General features: G+C 44.9%; 15 protein-coding genes. 7 read left to right on the top strand and 8 right to left on the bottom strand.

Annotated features, from left to right (window positions below; genetic code table 11):
• Position 1: 1 nt before the first annotated feature.
• Positions 2 to 979, bottom strand: coding sequence for an NAD(P)H-dependent flavin oxidoreductase (locus F8C76_RS11450; protein WP_152131840.1), 978 nt, complete (start codon positions 977 to 979; stop codon positions 2 to 4).
• A gap of 117 nt (positions 980 to 1,096) precedes the next feature.
• Here F8C76_RS11450 and F8C76_RS11445 point away from each other — a divergent pair, with 117 nt between their 5' ends.
• Positions 1,097 to 1,573 carry an acyl-CoA thioesterase gene (locus tag F8C76_RS11445; RefSeq protein WP_152131839.1) on the top strand — a complete coding sequence of 159 codons (477 nt, stop codon included), beginning with the start codon at positions 1,097 to 1,099 and terminating at the stop codon, positions 1,571 to 1,573.
• Here the strand turns inward: F8C76_RS11445 and F8C76_RS11440 are convergent.
• From F8C76_RS11440 to F8C76_RS11425, 5 genes are read right to left on the bottom strand one after another with little or no spacing between them, the layout of a single operon-like run.
• The gene (locus tag F8C76_RS11440) at positions 1,557 to 2,450 is read right to left on the bottom strand and encodes a DMT family transporter (RefSeq protein ID WP_152131838.1); all 894 of its coding nucleotides are present in this window, start codon (positions 2,448 to 2,450) and stop codon (positions 1,557 to 1,559) included. The genes F8C76_RS11445 and F8C76_RS11440 overlap by 17 nt on opposite strands.
• Positions 2,447 to 2,800 (bottom strand): arsenate reductase family protein, encoded by a 354-nt coding sequence (locus F8C76_RS11435; RefSeq protein ID WP_152131837.1) that lies wholly within the window; start codon positions 2,798 to 2,800, stop codon positions 2,447 to 2,449. Before F8C76_RS11435 ends, F8C76_RS11440 begins: the two co-directional genes overlap by 4 nt.
• A gap of 50 nt (positions 2,801 to 2,850) precedes the next feature.
• Positions 2,851 to 3,543 (bottom strand): aspartate/glutamate racemase family protein, encoded by a 693-nt coding sequence (locus F8C76_RS11430; protein WP_152131836.1) that lies wholly within the window; start codon positions 3,541 to 3,543, stop codon positions 2,851 to 2,853.
• Positions 3,544 to 3,550: 7 nt separating this feature from the next.
• On the bottom strand, positions 3,551 to 3,691 hold the full coding sequence (locus tag F8C76_RS18730; RefSeq protein ID WP_170284020.1) for a hypothetical protein: 141 nt from the start codon (positions 3,689 to 3,691) through the stop codon (positions 3,551 to 3,553).
• Positions 3,692 to 3,734: 43 nt separating this feature from the next.
• Positions 3,735 to 3,983: an ArsR/SmtB family transcription factor gene (locus tag F8C76_RS11425; protein WP_335341878.1), complete on the bottom strand. Its 249-nt coding sequence runs from the start codon at positions 3,981 to 3,983 to the stop codon at positions 3,735 to 3,737.
• Between the two features lie 128 nt (positions 3,984 to 4,111).
• On the opposite strand from F8C76_RS11425, the gene F8C76_RS11420 reads away from it, so the two are divergent.
• The gene (locus F8C76_RS11420) at positions 4,112 to 4,579 is read left to right on the top strand and encodes a DinB family protein (RefSeq protein WP_152131834.1); all 468 of its coding nucleotides are present in this window, start codon (positions 4,112 to 4,114) and stop codon (positions 4,577 to 4,579) included.
• Here F8C76_RS11420 and F8C76_RS11415 read toward each other — a convergent pair.
• Positions 4,576 to 5,322: a DUF3298 and DUF4163 domain-containing protein gene (locus F8C76_RS11415; protein WP_152131833.1), complete on the bottom strand. Its 747-nt coding sequence runs from the start codon at positions 5,320 to 5,322 to the stop codon at positions 4,576 to 4,578. The genes F8C76_RS11420 and F8C76_RS11415 overlap by 4 nt on opposite strands.
• Before the next feature lie 87 nt (positions 5,323 to 5,409).
• On the opposite strand from F8C76_RS11415, the gene F8C76_RS11410 reads away from it, so the two are divergent.
• The 4 genes from F8C76_RS11410 to F8C76_RS11395 all read left to right on the top strand — a co-directional run bounded on the left by F8C76_RS11410 (position 5,410) and on the right by F8C76_RS11395 (position 11,266).
• Positions 5,410 to 6,564 carry a cystathionine gamma-synthase gene (locus F8C76_RS11410; protein WP_152131832.1) on the top strand — a complete coding sequence of 385 codons (1,155 nt, stop codon included), beginning with the start codon at positions 5,410 to 5,412 and terminating at the stop codon, positions 6,562 to 6,564.
• A 132-nt stretch (positions 6,565 to 6,696) separates the two neighbouring features.
• A complete protein-coding gene (gene gdhA / locus F8C76_RS11405) occupies positions 6,697 to 8,040 on the top strand; it encodes an NADP-specific glutamate dehydrogenase (RefSeq protein WP_152131831.1) in 1,344 nt (447 codons plus the stop codon).
• 90 nt (positions 8,041 to 8,130) lie between these two features.
• Complete coding sequence (recO, locus tag F8C76_RS11400) at positions 8,131 to 8,850, top strand: DNA repair protein RecO (protein ID WP_152131830.1); 720 nt, start codon at positions 8,131 to 8,133, stop codon at positions 8,848 to 8,850.
• Position 8,851: 1 nt separating this feature from the next.
• Positions 8,852 to 11,266 (top strand): TonB-dependent receptor plug domain-containing protein, encoded by a 2,415-nt coding sequence (locus F8C76_RS11395; RefSeq protein ID WP_249042406.1) that lies wholly within the window; start codon positions 8,852 to 8,854, stop codon positions 11,264 to 11,266.
• A 51-nt stretch (positions 11,267 to 11,317) separates the two neighbouring features.
• Here the strand turns inward: F8C76_RS11395 and F8C76_RS11390 are convergent, their stop codons facing one another.
• Positions 11,318 to 11,617, bottom strand: a complete 300-nt coding sequence (locus tag F8C76_RS11390) for a YtxH domain-containing protein (RefSeq protein ID WP_152131828.1) — start codon at positions 11,615 to 11,617, stop codon at positions 11,318 to 11,320.
• A gap of 179 nt (positions 11,618 to 11,796) precedes the next feature.
• On the opposite strand from F8C76_RS11390, the gene ileS reads away from it, so the two are divergent.
• Positions 11,797 to 15,198: an isoleucine--tRNA ligase gene (ileS, locus tag F8C76_RS11385; protein ID WP_152131827.1), complete on the top strand. Its 3,402-nt coding sequence runs from the start codon at positions 11,797 to 11,799 to the stop codon at positions 15,196 to 15,198.
• Position 15,199: the final 1 nt, after the last annotated feature.

Here is a 15,199-nt window from a genome sequence, read left to right as displayed (position 1 = left end):
TTTAGTTTTTTGGAAATACCTCCAAAAGCTTGTATTGTTCCTCTATGGCATTTTTGAACCCGGTTTTTAGGGTTTTCACCAATTTAGAGACAGGAAGTACATCATCAATGGTGGTAACCCCTTGTCCTGCGGACCAAATGGTCTTCCAGGCCTTGGCCTCGGTATTCAGTTCCTTGCCAAAATCTATTTTTCGGTCTTTTTTCAAATCTTCTTCCGAAACCCCGGCAGCCTTAAGGCTGGCCGCCAAAAAATTGGCATGTACCCCGGAAATGGCGGCAGTGTAGATAACATCGCTGGCCCCGGCCTCAATGATCATTTTTCGATACTCCTCGGGAGCCTTGCTCTCTTCGGTATTGATAAATCGGGTGCCCATATAGGCCAAATCGGCTCCCATTTGAAGGGCTGTGGCGATATCCTGTCCAGTGCTGATGCAACCTGAGAGGATGATGGTTTTGTGAAAGAATTTCTTGACCTCGTGCACCAAGCTCATCGGGTTTAGATTCCCCGCATGTCCTCCCGCTCCGGCAGATACCAAGATAAGTCCGTCCACACCGGCCTCGGCCGCTTTTTCGGCATGTCGTTTTTTAATGATGTCGTGGAACACCAAACCACCATAACTGTGGATGGCATTGACCACTTGGCTCACGGCACCCAAAGAGGTGATGACCAAGGGTACTTTGTGTTTCATGCATAGTTTTACATCGGCTTCCAATCTGGGGTTGGTGGGGTGCACAATAAGGTTCACACCAAAAGGAGCCGGTTTTTTACCCGTTTCTTTCTCAAACTGTTCGAGTTCCGATTTTATCTGGATGAGCCATTCCTCAAAACCCTCACTGGTGCGTTGGTTCAAGGCCGGGAATGTTCCCACGATGCCATTTTTGCAACACTCCACTACCAATTTTGGACCGGAAATCAGAAACATGGGGGCAGCTATAACGGGCAAGGAAAGATCTTTGATGAATTCTGCTTTTTCACTCATGAGGTTTGTGTTAAACTATGTTTAAAAATAGGATTTATAATCGCACTTTATGGGACTCAGTTCTGAAAACTATGGTAATTTTACAATTATTATGCATGCATAACAAAATAACCCACTATGTTTTTTAAAGAATTTGATATTAGATGGAGCGATTTGGATGCCAACCGCCATTTGGCCAATTCGGCGTACATCAATTTTATGAGCCATACCCGGATGGCCTACTTGGGCCAATTGGGATTTGACCAAAAAGGGATGGCCGAGCACAATATAGGTCCCGTGGTCTTTTACGAGCATATGTACTATTTCAAGGAAGTGTTTGCTGGAAAACCCGTAAAGGTCTCATTAGGATTTGAAGGGATGAGTGAAGATGGGATGTTCTTTGAATTCAACCACGATTTTTATGACAGCAAGGGAAGAAACTTTGCCAGATGCCAGATGATGGGTGCGTGGATCGACCTTAAGGAACGAAGATTGATAGGACTGCCCCAACATTTCTTGGATGCATTCAACCAAATGGAAAAATCCGAAGGGTTCAAGACCTTGACCAAAGAGGACACCCGAAAGTTTGTACAAAAACCTATGGACTTGGCTTAGGGCGCATACTGGCCAAATACACTCCCACCAATACCAATCCCGTGGCAAGAAGTTTGATCCACGACAAATGGTCTTTACCAGAAAAAAGTGCAAATACAATTCCAATCAAGGGTTGTACGTAAATGAAGGCCCCAACGGTAGATGCCTTGAGCTGCGTCAATGCAAATACATTGAACAGATAGGTAAGGAATGTGGTTCCCACTACCACAAAAGCAATGGACCCATAGGCCCATAGAGGCATGGTAGACCATTCAATCTCAAGGAATTCTGGTAAGGTAATGGGTAGGTTGATGATCACGGCCAAGGAAAAGAGCCACTTCATCAAGGTAAAGGGATGGTATTTTTCAATAAGGGTCTTTACCACAATCAGATAGGCACCATAGAAAGTGGCGTTTACAATAAATAGGAAATTCCCCAAAGGAATATTGGGGGCATCCTGTCGTATTTCAGTCCCAAAAAGAATAAGCCCTACGGCACCAATGAACCCTAAAAAGATACCCAATCCTTTATTCAAGGTGATTTTCTCGTTTAAAAAGAGGGCGGATAAAATGACCACGATAATTGGGGTTATAGTCACCAATACCGCACTATTGATAGGCGTGGAAAGCTGTAAACCCTTAAAAAAGGACAACATGTTCACGGCCATGCCCAAGATGGTACACACCAAAATCCTGCCCCAGTCCCGTTTCTGGATTTTTTCCTTGGGACCAAAAAAGGAGATGGCCCAAAATAAGATGGCCGCTCCACCAACACGAAGCATAATAAACCCAAAGGGTTTAACGTGCATGGGCATCACCCCTTTGGCCAGGGTATGGTTGATTCCGTAAATGGTGGTCGCCGCCAGGGCGCCCAAAATGGCTAGGGTTCTTTTACTCATGGATGCAGGGCCTCTTTTGCGGCCTGGACCACTTTCTTGGAGTTGCCAACAAAGATTTGTCCATCAACTAGGACAACAGGTCTTTTTAAAAAGGTATAATGTTCAAGGATGAGATTTTTGTAATCGTTTTCAGAAAGTTGCTTTTCATGCAACCCCTTTTCACGATAGAGCATGGCCCTTTTGCTAAAAAGAGACTCATAGCTTCCGGATAAGGCGGCCATTTCCTCCACCTGCTCAGAGGTCATGGGCTCCGACTTTATTTCTTGGAGTGCTACGCCTTGTAGAGGCTCCAATTCTTTTAAAATACGTTTACAGGTTGAGCAGCTGCCCAAATGGTAAATTTTTTTCATGCTATAGGTCTCTATGAGTGCAAAGGAACCGATTTTTGATCAAACCGGTATTAAGCCAATGCAAATTCAATGGCTTTTTGGACATGGATCTTGGCGGTATCAAATGTAGGTATCGAGGCTTCATGCTCTGGTACAAGGATCGGCAACTCGGTACAGCCCAAAATAGCCCCTTCGGCACCCTTCGCCTCCATTTTTTTGATAATGTCCAAACAAATGGCCTTGGCGGCATCGGTAAAAATTCCTTTGACCAGCTCATTGTAGATCATGGATTGAAGAAGCTCCCTGTCCGTTTCATTGGGAATCAAAACCTCAAGACCGTAATCTTCCCGTAACTTTTTGGTGTAAAAATCCTTTTCCATGGTGAATTTTGTACCCAATAGTGCCACTTTTTTCATTCCTTTTCCGCGGATGGCCTCTCCGGTGGCATCGGCAATGTGTAAAAAGGGAACGTCAATGGCTTGGGTAATGGCATGGCTCACCAAATGGATGGTATTAGTACAAAGTAGCACGATGTCGGACCCGGCAGTTTCCAATTTTTTGGCATGAAGGGCCATGATATCACCAATTTTATCCCAATCGTCCGAAAAGGAATACCGTTCAATTTCATCAAAATCCACCGAAGAGAGTATCGTTTTGGCGGAATGTGAACCCCCCAGTTTTTCACGAACGATTTCATTGGCGAATTGATAGTACATTTTTGAGGATTCCCAGCTCATTCCCCCGATCATTCCAATAGTTTTCATGTGTCTGTTATTTGATTTTTGACATATTCTCGGCCCCTTCCACTCGAATAGAGGTAAGCCATTTCTGTATTCTTTTGACGATGGTTCGCGATACGCCCACAGAAAGTTGGGTTTCGGCACAGCAGTTATAGTTGATGCAGTTTTCCATGATATTTACAATTCGCTAAATCTAAATATGTGTTCCAAAAAAATTACAATTCATTTTTCAAGGCATCGACATAGGCTTGGATCACAGCTTCGTTCCTTCTGTAGTAGGTCCATTTCCCATGGCGGGTAGGGATGACCAAATCTGCATTTTGCATGCTGTTCAAATAGGTTGAAACGGTGGATTGCGACAATCCTGTTTTGTCTTGAATGTACCCTACACATACCCCGTCATCAAAATGGTCAATATCTTGATGGGGCGGAAAATTTACCTCGGGATTTTTCAGCCATTTCAAAATATTAACCCTAGTTTTATTGGATAAAACTTTGCTGATTTCAATCACATTCATAATACAAAAATAAACAAAATATCTACATATCTAAAAAAATAGATATGTTATTTAATTTTAACTAAATCCGTGGAATGGAAAAACTATTCGACCTTATTTTAAAGAACAGAAGTATACTTCACAACCATTTGCAGAACACCCCAAAAGAAAAGCTTTTTGAGATCCCTGAAGGTTTCAACAATAACATTTGGTGGAACATTGCCCATATTGTGGTCTCCGAACAATTATTGGTCTATGGACTTAGCGGCCAACCGTTGGTAGCGCCTGAAGACTTGGTGGAAAAATATAGGAAAGGTACCAAACCCAATGGGGTTCCAAGTGATGCTGAAATAGAACTGGTTTCCGAATTAATGTTCTCACTGCCCAAAAAGACTGCGGAAGATTACAAAGCGGGTGTTTTTGATTCATACAATCCCTACACCACATCACTTAACATTGAGCTAAGCTCGGTGGAAGATGCCGTTGCCTATGATCTGCTTCATGAAGGCATCCATTTGGGTACCATCACGGCGTTGAAAAAGGTATTGGAAAGGGATTCCTAGGACTTCACTTTTCGTTTGAGATAGAGATTGATCTCGTTGTACGGCAGCACCAATACAATGGGACCATCAGCATAAGAGGCCACCTCATACTGGTTGTAGATCAGTTGAAGGCCATCCTCGGTGTATCCCATATTGTTGGGTAAATGGAAGACGTCCGCATCGAACATAAACCCCGTGGCATTGATGTTTTCGTCTTGGGGAATATCCTCTTGTATCCTGAACTTGGTCTCCGCAAACTTTTGAAATCCTTCCTGATCGTCAAAAAGCTCCCAGTTTTCCAGTTCAGTGCCACTCTGCTTGTCAAAATTCAGGTAGGAGGTTGAACCGTAACCATGGGCTCCCCCGGTATAGGTATACGATTCAACCTCAATGGTGATCATTTGAGGGTCTTCGTACACAATGGTTCCTTGGATCTTGGCTTCCCAGCCTGGGGTTTCGTCGGGAAACCTTTCGTTCAATTCCTTGAAGCTATCGGTAAAGGACGTCATGGCCGATTGGATTCCGGTAATCTCCTCCTCCCCATCACCAAAAGAAAGTAGGGATATCATTTCCTCTTCCAAGGACCGATTGATGGTTTTGGCCACAGCGGTATCATCCAAGGCCTTGGGTACATTGATTTCAATAGTGGGGCAATCCTTGCAGTTTTCGCCTTGGAGTTCCAGAGGCTCAAAAGTAAGGTTGCTTTCATTTTCGCAACCAAGGGCTATAAGAAGTAGGAATATCAGGTATGGGGTCTTTTTCATAAAAAGGGGTGTTATGCTTTGCCAAAAATAAGACTTCATTGACTACTCCAAAAGATAACGATACATTTGTGTGTCAATATTAACAAAATGAGCAAGAAAGATTTACGATTCAATAGCAAGACCATTCACGGGGGGCAGTTTCCCGATGAGGCCTATGGTGCCGTAATGCCACCTATTTATCAAACTTCTACCTATGCCCAGACCACTCCTGGGGGGCATAAGGGTTTTGAGTATTCCCGAAGTGCCAATCCTACCCGGACCGCTTTGGAAAATGCGTTGGCGAGTATCGAAAATGGCAATTATGGTTTGGCCTTTGCCAGTGGTCTTTCGGCCATAGATGCGGTCATTAAGCTGCTTTCCCCTGGAGATGAAGTGGTTTCCACCAATGATCTTTACGGAGGAAGTTACAGGCTCTTCAAACAGATTTTTGAAAAGTATGGAATCACTTTTCGTTTTGTGGGGATGCAAGAGGCAGATACCATTGAGGAGCACATCAATGACAAGACCAAGTTGGTCTGGGTGGAGACCCCTACCAACCCTATGATGAACATTATTGATATAAAGGCAGTATCCGCATTGGCCAAAAAACATGGACTGTTATTGGCCGTGGACAATACCTTTGCCACCCCTTATCTACAACGCCCGTTGGATTTGGGTGCGGATATTGTGATGCATTCCGCCACCAAATATCTGGGAGGCCATAGCGATGTGGTGGTCGGGGCCTTGGTGGTCAAGGACAAAGAATTGGCGGATAAACTATACTTCATACAAAATGCGAGCGGGGCGGTTTGTGGTCCCATGGATAGTTTCTTGACGCTTCGTGGGATAAAAACATTACATGTACGCATGCAAAGGCATTGTGAGAACGGCAAAGCCATCGCGGAATATTTGGCCACCCACCCAAAGATTGAGAAGGTCTATTGGCCCGGGTTTGAGTCCCACCCCAACCATGATGTAGCCAAGGCCCAAATGGATGATTTTGGCGGAATGATATCATTTGTTCCCAAAGGGGCAAGTTATGCCGATGCGATTCAAATTGTGGAAAAACTTGAAGTCTTCACCTTGGCCGAATCGTTGGGAGGCGTGGAGAGCTTGGCTGGCCATCCCGCCAGTATGACCCATGCCAGTATTCCAAAAGAGGAACGGGAAAAAAGCGGGGTGGTGGATGCCTTGGTCCGTTTGAGTGTGGGCATAGAGGATGTGAACGACCTTATAGCCGACTTGGAGCAGGCCATTGATTGACCAATAATTGAAAAATTTTTAAAAAAACGTATTTCAAATTATTGAAAAACAATAATTTTGCCTTCAAATTACAAATTCACTAAAAAACAACCCTGAGACAATTCTAAGGGACAACAAATTTTAATCCGTTATATGGAAGCAAAAATCAAAGCATTTATGGATGAGGTCATTGCCAGAAATGGTCATGAGCCGGAGTTCATCCAAGCGGTCCAAGAAGTTGCCGAAACCGTAATTCCCTACATTGTTCAACACGATATTTATCATGGAAAGAACATCCTTTTGCGTATGGTGGAGCCAGAGCGATTGATTTCTTTTCGCGTAGCTTGGGTAGATGACGAGGGGGAGATCCATGTGAACCGTGGATACCGCATCCAGATGAATTCTGCCATTGGACCGTACAAAGGGGGACTTCGTTTTCACCCTACCGTGAATGCCAGTGTATTAAAATTCTTGGCCTTTGAGCAGGTGTTCAAAAACAGTTTGACCACCTTGCCCATGGGAGGTGGAAAAGGAGGGTCGGATTTTGACCCCAAAGGAAAGTCCGATGATGAGGTCATGCGTTTTTGCCATGCTTTTATGACCGAGTTGTGTAGGCATATCGGTCCAAATACGGATGTTCCAGCAGGGGACATTGGGGTAGGTTCCCGTGAAATTGGGTTCCTTTTTGGAATGTATAAAAAAATACGCAACGAGTTCACAGGTGTACTTACTGGAAAAGGACGTTCCTGGGGAGGTTCCCTTATTCGCCCAGAAGCTACCGGATATGGTACCGTGTACTTTGCCGATAGCATGCTTAAGACCCGAAATGAAACTTTTGAGGGTAAGGATGTGGTAATCTCAGGCTCAGGAAATGTGGCCCAATATGCGGCCGAAAAAGTATTGCAATTGGGCGGCAAGGTACTTACCCTTTCCGATTCAGGGGGGTATATTTATGACAAGGATGGCATTGACAATGAAAAGCTGGCCTTTGTCATGGATTTGAAAAACAACAAGAGAGGTCGAATTTCCGAATATGTGGACAAGTACCCATCCGCGGAGTTCCATAAAGGAGAGACCCCATGGAACGTAAAATGTGATGTAGCCCTTCCATGTGCCACCCAAAACGAATTGGATGGGGATGATGCGGTGGCGCTTATCAAAAATGGATGTATTGCCGTGGCCGAGGGAGCCAATATGCCCTCAACCCCAGAAGCCATCCATGCATTTCACGATGCGCAGATTTTGTTTGCGCCAGGGAAGGCTTCCAACGCAGGAGGGGTGGCCACTTCAGGATTGGAGATGTCACAGAACTCTTTGCGTATTAGCTGGACCCGAGAGGAAGTTGATGAAAGACTTAAAGGAATCATGGCCGACATCCACAATGCTTGCATTGAATATGGAAAAGAGGAAAACGGGTATTGCAACTATGTAAAAGGTGCCAATATTGCCGGTTTTGTAAAGGTTGCGGATGCCATGTTGGCCCAAGGGGTGATATAGTCCGTACAATCGACTATAGTTTTTGGTTGGCAGTTACCGGAGGGAGTACTTATTTTTATACTTTCGGTAACTGCCTCTTTTTTATAGCCCATGCAAGTGACCACCAAGGCCATAGTTCTTTCATCCCTAAAATATGGGGACACCAGTCTTATAGTTCGGGCATTTACCGAATCCGATGGTCTTAAATCCTATTTGCTGAAAGGAGTACTGTCCTCTAAAAGAGGAAAGTTGAAACCGGCCTACTTTCAGCCATTGATGCCTTTGGAAATGGTGGCCTACCATAAGAACAAGGGAACGTTGGAAAGCATCAGGGAGGTAAAGGTGGCCATGCCCTACAAGACCTTGCATACGGATATTTTGAAGAATAGTGTGGTGCTTTTTCTGGCTGAAATGCTGGGTAACAGTATTCAGGAGCAGGAACAGGACCAAGGGCTTTTCAATTATCTGGAGTATGCACTGCATTGGTTGGACGAACATCCGCTTTCCCCCAATTTCCATATCCTTTTTTTAATCAACCTTACCAAATATTTGGGCTTTTACCCAGACACTGCGTATGGCACTGAACCGTATTTTGATCTTTTGGAAGGGAGTTTTTGTTTGGAGCCTTCGCTTAATCCTTTGATTCACAGTGATAAAATAGTGGATTTTAAGAAATTTTTAGGCACGAATTTTGATGCATTACACGGAATACAACTAACTAAGTCCAACAGGCGGGAACTCTTAAAAACGGTCATCCTCTATTTCCAGTTGCACGTGCATGGATTTAGGGAACCCAAGTCTCTTGCCGTATTAAATGCAGTCTTTCAATAATATGGGAAAACCAACCTTGATTCTATTTTTTTTATTGTTTTCCATTACATTTTATGCCCAAGAAGTCATCGTTTTGGATGCGGATACCGGAGTGCCGGTGGACAATATCGCCATCTTCAACAAAGACCGATTAAAGGCAACAGTTTCAGATTCCAATGGCAAGTGCGATTTGGGGATTTTCTCCAAAACCGAAAAAATCACCTTTCAGCATATCAGCTATGAGCGGTATGTAACCACAAAGTCCCAGATTGCCAAAAAAGGGAATCGGGTGTATTTATATCTCAAGTCCGAAGAATTACAGGAAGTGATCTTGTCCGTTTCCAAGTGGGAACAGCAGAAGAAGAACGTCCCCCAAAAAATCGAGACTTTGGATGCCCGAAGCATTGCGTTTACCACGCCGCAAACCTCTGCGGATCTATTACAGAACAGTGGAAAGGTCTTTGTGCAGAAAAGCCAGCTTGGAGGGGGAAGCCCTATGATCAGGGGGTTTGCCACCAATCGGCTGCTATTGTCCGTGGACGGTGTACGAATGAACAACGCCATATTTAGAGGGGGCAATCTTCAAAATGTAATATCCATTGACCCATTCACCATAAAAAGGACCGAAGTGGTATTTGGCCCAGGTTCGGTAATTTATGGTAGTGATGCCATAGGGGGCGTAATGAACTTTTATACCCAGAATCCACACTTTTCATACACGGACAGTCTGGCCTTTTCGGGAGGGGCCCAATATCGGTTCGCATCGGCAAACAATGAAAATACGGCCCATGTGGATTTTAATCTGGGACAACGGGAATGGGCATCCTATACCAGTATCAGTTATAATAGTTTCGGCGACCTTAAGATGGGAGAACATGGCCCGGACTCCTATGTACGCAACAACTATGTGGTGCGCCGTAACGGAACCGATGTTTTGATGGTCAATGAAGACCCCAAGAAACAGATTGTTTCAGGATATGATCAAATCAACATATTGCAAAAATTCACCTATAAACCTAGCAATAGTTGGAACTACGATTTGGGACTATATTATTCGGAAACTTCAGATTATTCGCGTTACGATAGGTTGATCCGTCCCACTGGGGATGGACTGGGTCTACGCTCCGCGGAATGGTACTACGGTCCACAGAAATGGTTCATGGGGAATTTTCAGGTCACCAAAAAGGGGAACAACAAATTCTATGATGGGGTAAAGCTCACTGCGGCCTACCAATTTTTTGAGGAGAGCAGGCACGATAGAGGTTTTGGAGATGTGGAGCTGTTTTCAACCAAGGAAAAGGTGGATGCCCTTTCGATGAACTTGGATTTTGAGAACAAAAAGATGGGGAAACTACACCTATATTATGGTGGCGAATATGTGCTCAACAAGGTAAATTCCAAGGGAAGCCAGAGGAATATCGAGACGGATGAGGTGGAACGTACGGCATCCCGATATCCGGACGGGGCCACATGGCAGACCGCTGCCGGGTATATCAATGGGGAGTATCAACTAAAACCCAATGTCACGGTATTGTCGGGAATCAGGTATAGCCAGGTTTGGGTAGATGCACAGTTCGAAAAAACCTTCTACCCTTTTCCGTTTGATAAGGCCGATTTGATCACAGGAGCCCTTACCGGAAGTTTGGGAATCAGTTGGTTTCCCAAAGCCGATTTGCAGGTGACCCTCAATGGCTCCACTGGCTTTAGGGCCCCGAACATAGATGATATTGGAAAAATATTTGACTCCGAACCAGGCTCCGTAGTGGTGCCCAACCCCGATTTGGAACCCGAATATGCCTATAATGGGGAGATAGGCATCCGAAAGAATTTTCAGGATAAATTGGTATTGAAGGGCGCTGCCTACTATACTTATTTGGTGGATGCTTTGGTCCGAAGGGATTTTACCTTCAATGGGCAAACTGAAATTGACTATAACGGGGAGCCCAGCAATGTACAGGCTATCCAAAATGCTGCCAAGGCTTATGTGTACGGTTTTGAATTTGGCGTGGAAGCCTATTTGGATGACCATTGGTCATTGATATCCAATCTTACCCTTACCGAGGGAATCGAGGAAGATGATGATGGCACCGATAGTCCGGCGAGGCATGCCGCTCCTACTTTTGGGGACGTGCATGTGGTTTGGCAGAACCAAAAACTAAAAGCGGATGTCTTCTTAAATTATAATGGCGAGGTGAGCAATGATGATCTGGCCCTTTCCGAACAGGGTAAAACCTATATCTATGCCAGTGATGCCAATGGGAATCCGTATGCGCCTTCATGGTACACGCTGAACTTTAAATCCCAATATCAAATATCCAATGCGTTCAAGGCAACATTGGGTCTGGAAAACATGACCAACCAGCGGTACCGAATGTATTCCTCAGGCATTGTGGCCCCAGGGACCAATCTTATCTTGGGGTTGGGGTATGTATTCTAAAATAAAAAAGGCACGGAATTTCCGTGCCTTTTTCAGAAGTATTGCTGTTGACTAGATTTTTACACTGTCAATGGCTTTTTTAGCCGCTTCCTTGGTCTTGTCCATGGCATCCTCTCCAGCTTTCTTGATGCTGTCCAGGGCTTTTTCACCCAGCTCTTGGACCTCTTCTCCAGCGTCCTTGATGGCGTCGCCTGCATCTTTGGCGGCATCCTCAAGACTTTCGCCTGCATCTTCCAAAGCTTCGGTGGCTTCTTCGGAGGCATCTTTTGCCTTTTCAGAGGCATCTTTACAGGAAGTCAAAACGGACATCGATAAGGACAGGGCCATAACGGTAATAAAGACTTTTTTCATATTTAAATGGTTTAGTGTTAATCCGGTTAAGATATGGAATTTGGCATAAATGGGTATTTAAACCATATCATATTTACATTAAGGATATTAAGGAAATACTAATGCCCTTCGGGAAGGGTGTAATTCCATCTAAATTCATAATTTTGCAAACTTGGAATTCTAGAAGAGTAGCAGTAGATATGAAGTTTGCGGAATATAAGGGATTGGATTTACCTAAAGTATCGGAAAAAGTTCTGGACTTTTGGAAAGACGAACAGATTTTTGAAAAGAGTGTTTCCACAAGGGAGGGCAAGGAAAGCTATGTGTTTTATGAAGGACCTCCTTCCGCAAACGGTATGCCGGGCATTCACCACGTAATGGCCCGTACCATCAAAGATATTTTCCCAAGGTACAAGACCATGAAAGGCTTTCAGGTAAAACGTAAAGCTGGATGGGATACCCATGGTCTCCCCATAGAGATCGGAGTGGAAAAGGAACTCGGGATCACCAAGGAGGATATCGGCAAGAAAATCTCCGTTGAAGAATATAACGCTGCTTGTAAAAAAGCGGTAATGCGTTACACGGATGTCTGGAACGAGATGACCGAGAAAATTGGGTATTGGGTGGATATGGACGACCCGTACATCACCTACAAGCCCAAATATATGGAGTCCGTTTGGTGGTTGTTAAAGCAAATCTATGACAAGGGACTGTTGTACAAAGGCTACACCATTCAGCCCTATTCACCAAAGGCGGGTACCGGATTGAGTTCCCATGAGCTCAACCAACCTGGGACCTATCAAGATGTGACTGATACCACGGTTACGGCCCAGTTTAAAGTGAAGAAAGAAACCCTTCCCGATTTTCTGAAAGGAATTGAGGGCAATTTGTATTTCTTGGCTTGGACTACCACGCCTTGGACGTTGCCTTCCAACACCGCATTGACCGTAGGCCCGAAAATAGAATATGTTACCGTAAAGACGTTCAACCAATATACGTTTGAACCCATGACCGTGGTATTGGCCAAAGGTCTGGTGGGAAAACAATTTGCTGGGAAGTTCACCCCAGTGGAAACCGAATCGGAATTGGCCAATTTTAAACAAGGCGATAAAAAGATTCCATATTGGGTCGGGGAAAGTTTTGTGGGCAAGGATTTGGTCGGCATTCAATACGAACAACTATTGCCTTATGCGCTACCCTACCAAAATCCTGAAAATGCATTCCGTGTAATTTCCGGGGATTTTGTGACCACGGAAGATGGTACCGGGATAGTGCACACCGCGCCCACCTTTGGTGCGGACGATGCCTTGGTGGCCAAACAGGCCCAACCGGAAGTACCCCCCATGCTTGTTTTGGATGAAAATAACAATCCCGTTCCCTTGGTGGATCTACAGGGAAGGTTCAGGCCGGAGATGAAGGAGTTTGGAGGCAAGTATGTCAAGAATGAATATTATGAGGATGGTGAGGCTCCCGACAAGTCTGTTGATGTGGAGATCGCCATCAAACTAAAGGAAGAGAACAAAGCCTTCAAGGTGGAAAAATACGTCCACAGCTACCCCAACTGCTGGCGTACGGACAAACCTATTTTATATTACCCGCTCAATTCCTGGTTCATCAAGGTCACCGATGTCAAAGATCGCATGTTCGAGTTGAACCAGACCATCAACTGGAAGCCCAAGGCAACCGGGGAAGGGCGTTTTGGCAACTGGTTGGCCAATGCCAACGACTGGAACTTGTCCCGCTCCAGATATTGGGGTATTCCATTGCCCATCTGGAGAACGGAGGATGGTAAGGAAGAACTCATCATAGGTTCTGTGGAAGAACTCAAAGCCGAGATGGCCAAAGCTGTGGAAGCCGGAGTGTTGGACAAGGATGTATTTGCCGATTTTACAGTTGGCGATATGAGCGAGGCCAACTATGATAAAATCGACCTGCATAAAAATATTGTGGATGGGATAACCTTGGTGTCTCCGTCAGGGCAACCCATGAAACGGGAATTGGACCTTATCGACGTGTGGTTTGACAGTGGCTCCATGCCTTATGCCCAATGGCACTACCCCTTTGAAAACAAGGAATTGATAGATGATGGTGTGGCGTTCCCGGCGAATTTCATCGCTGAGGGAGTGGATCAGACCCGAGGGTGGTTCTATACCCTGCACGCTATTGCCACAATGGTTTTTGATACGGTTTCCTACAAGAATGTGGTTTCCAACGGACTGGTGCTGGACAAGGAGGGCAAGAAAATGTCCAAACGTTTGGGCAACGCCGTAGATCCCTTTGAAGTGCTACCGGAACATGGCCCTGATGCCACACGCTGGTACATGATTTCCAATGCCAACCCATGGGACAACCTAAAATTTGATATTGATGGAATTGTTGAGGTGAAGCGAAAGTTCTTTGGAACGCTTTACAACACCTATTCCTTTATGGCATTGTACGCCAATATTGATGGGTTCACTTATGCTGAAGCTGATGTTCCGCTGAAGGACAGGCCGGAGATCGATCAGTGGATCTTGTCCGAACTGCATACCTTGATCCAAAATGTGGATGAGGCCTATGCTGATTATGAGGCCACGAAGGCCACACGGATGATTTCAGACTTTGTACAGGAAAACCTGAGCAATTGGTATGTGCGTTTGAGCAGAAGGCGGTTCTGGAAAGGAGATTACCAACAAGATAAGATCTCTGCCTATCAGACCCTGTATACCTGTTTAAATACGGTGGCCAAGCTATCGGCCCCTGTGGCGCCATTTTTTATGGAACAGTTGTACAAGGATTTGAATGCAACCACGCAAAAAGAAGGGTTTGAAAGTGTGCATTTGGCAGAATTTCCAGTGCATGACCCTGCCATGGTGAACAAAAAACTGGAGCGTAAGATGCAGTTGGCCCAAAAGGTTTCATCCTTGGTGTTGTCCATCCGACAAAAAGAAAAGATAAAGGTGCGACAGCCCCTGCAAAAAATAATGATTCCCGTTTTGGACCATACCCAAAAGGAGGATATTGAGGCGGTATCGACCTTGATCAAATCCGAGGTGAATGTCAAGGAAATTGAACTGTTGGATGATGCTTCGGACATCTTGGTAAAGCAAATAAAACCCAATTTTAAGGTTTTGGGCCCTAGATTTGGCAAGGACATGAAAGCTATTGCCGCAGCAGTTGGGCAGTTGGGCCAAGAGGATATCCAAAAAATAGAAAGAGAGGGAGAATTAATGCTGGAGTTGGATAATAAAAGCGTTACTTTACAGTTGACAGATGTAGAAATAACCTCTCAAGATATTGAAGGTTGGTTGGTGGCAAGTTCGGGTCCATTGACGGTGGCCTTGGACATTACCATAGATGAGGCCCTTAAAAAAGAGGGGATTGCAAGGGAATTGGTGAATAGGATCCAGAACATACGCAAGGAGTCTGGATTTGAGGTGACCGACAAGATCAGCATTAAAATACTGAAAGACGGTTTTGTGGAAAATGCGGTTTCCAGTAATGAGGATTACATCAAAACGGAGACCTTGACCGCAGAACTCAATTTAGAGGAACAACTAGACGAAGGTGTTGCTATAGCCTTTGACGAAGTGAATACAAAATTGTTTATCCAAAAGCATTAGA

Source organism: Flagellimonas olearia (genome assembly GCF_009184425.1).
GTDB classification, from domain to species: domain Bacteria; phylum Bacteroidota; class Bacteroidia; order Flavobacteriales; family Flavobacteriaceae; genus Flagellimonas; species Flagellimonas olearia.
Note: the sequence above shows the minus strand (reverse complement) of the source record. Positions and strands in the feature narration are given on the sequence as shown.

Bases quoted from the DNA above. Each gene is read 5' to 3' on its own strand.
- F8C76_RS11445 (WP_152131839.1), top strand. From the start codon at position 1,097: ATGTTTTTTAAAGAATTTGATATTAGATGGAGCGATTTGGATGCCAAC.
- F8C76_RS11430 (WP_152131836.1), bottom strand. From the start codon at position 3,543: ATGAAAACTATTGGAATGATCGGGGGAATGAGCTGGGAATCCTCAAAA.
- F8C76_RS11410 (WP_152131832.1), top strand. From the start codon at position 5,410: ATGAGCAAGAAAGATTTACGATTCAATAGCAAGACCATTCACGGGGGG.
- recO (WP_152131830.1), top strand. From the start codon at position 8,131: ATGCAAGTGACCACCAAGGCCATAGTTCTTTCATCCCTAAAATATGGG.
- gdhA (WP_152131831.1), top strand. From the start codon at position 6,697: ATGGAAGCAAAAATCAAAGCATTTATGGATGAGGTCATTGCCAGAAAT.
- F8C76_RS18730 (WP_170284020.1), bottom strand. From the start codon at position 3,691: ATGGAAAACTGCATCAACTATAACTGCTGTGCCGAAACCCAACTTTCT.
- F8C76_RS11415 (WP_152131833.1), bottom strand. From the start codon at position 5,322: ATGAAAAAGACCCCATACCTGATATTCCTACTTCTTATAGCCCTTGGT.
- F8C76_RS11390 (WP_152131828.1), bottom strand. From the start codon at position 11,617: ATGAAAAAAGTCTTTATTACCGTTATGGCCCTGTCCTTATCGATGTCC.
- F8C76_RS11435 (WP_152131837.1), bottom strand. From the start codon at position 2,800: ATGAAAAAAATTTACCATTTGGGCAGCTGCTCAACCTGTAAACGTATT.
- F8C76_RS11420 (WP_152131834.1), top strand. From the start codon at position 4,112: ATGGAAAAACTATTCGACCTTATTTTAAAGAACAGAAGTATACTTCAC.
- F8C76_RS11450 (WP_152131840.1), bottom strand. From the start codon at position 979: ATGAGTGAAAAAGCAGAATTCATCAAAGATCTTTCCTTGCCCGTTATA.
- F8C76_RS11395 (WP_249042406.1), top strand. From the start codon at position 8,852: ATGGGAAAACCAACCTTGATTCTATTTTTTTTATTGTTTTCCATTACA.
- ileS (WP_152131827.1), top strand. From the start codon at position 11,797: ATGAAGTTTGCGGAATATAAGGGATTGGATTTACCTAAAGTATCGGAA.
- F8C76_RS11440 (WP_152131838.1), bottom strand. From the start codon at position 2,450: ATGAGTAAAAGAACCCTAGCCATTTTGGGCGCCCTGGCGGCGACCACC.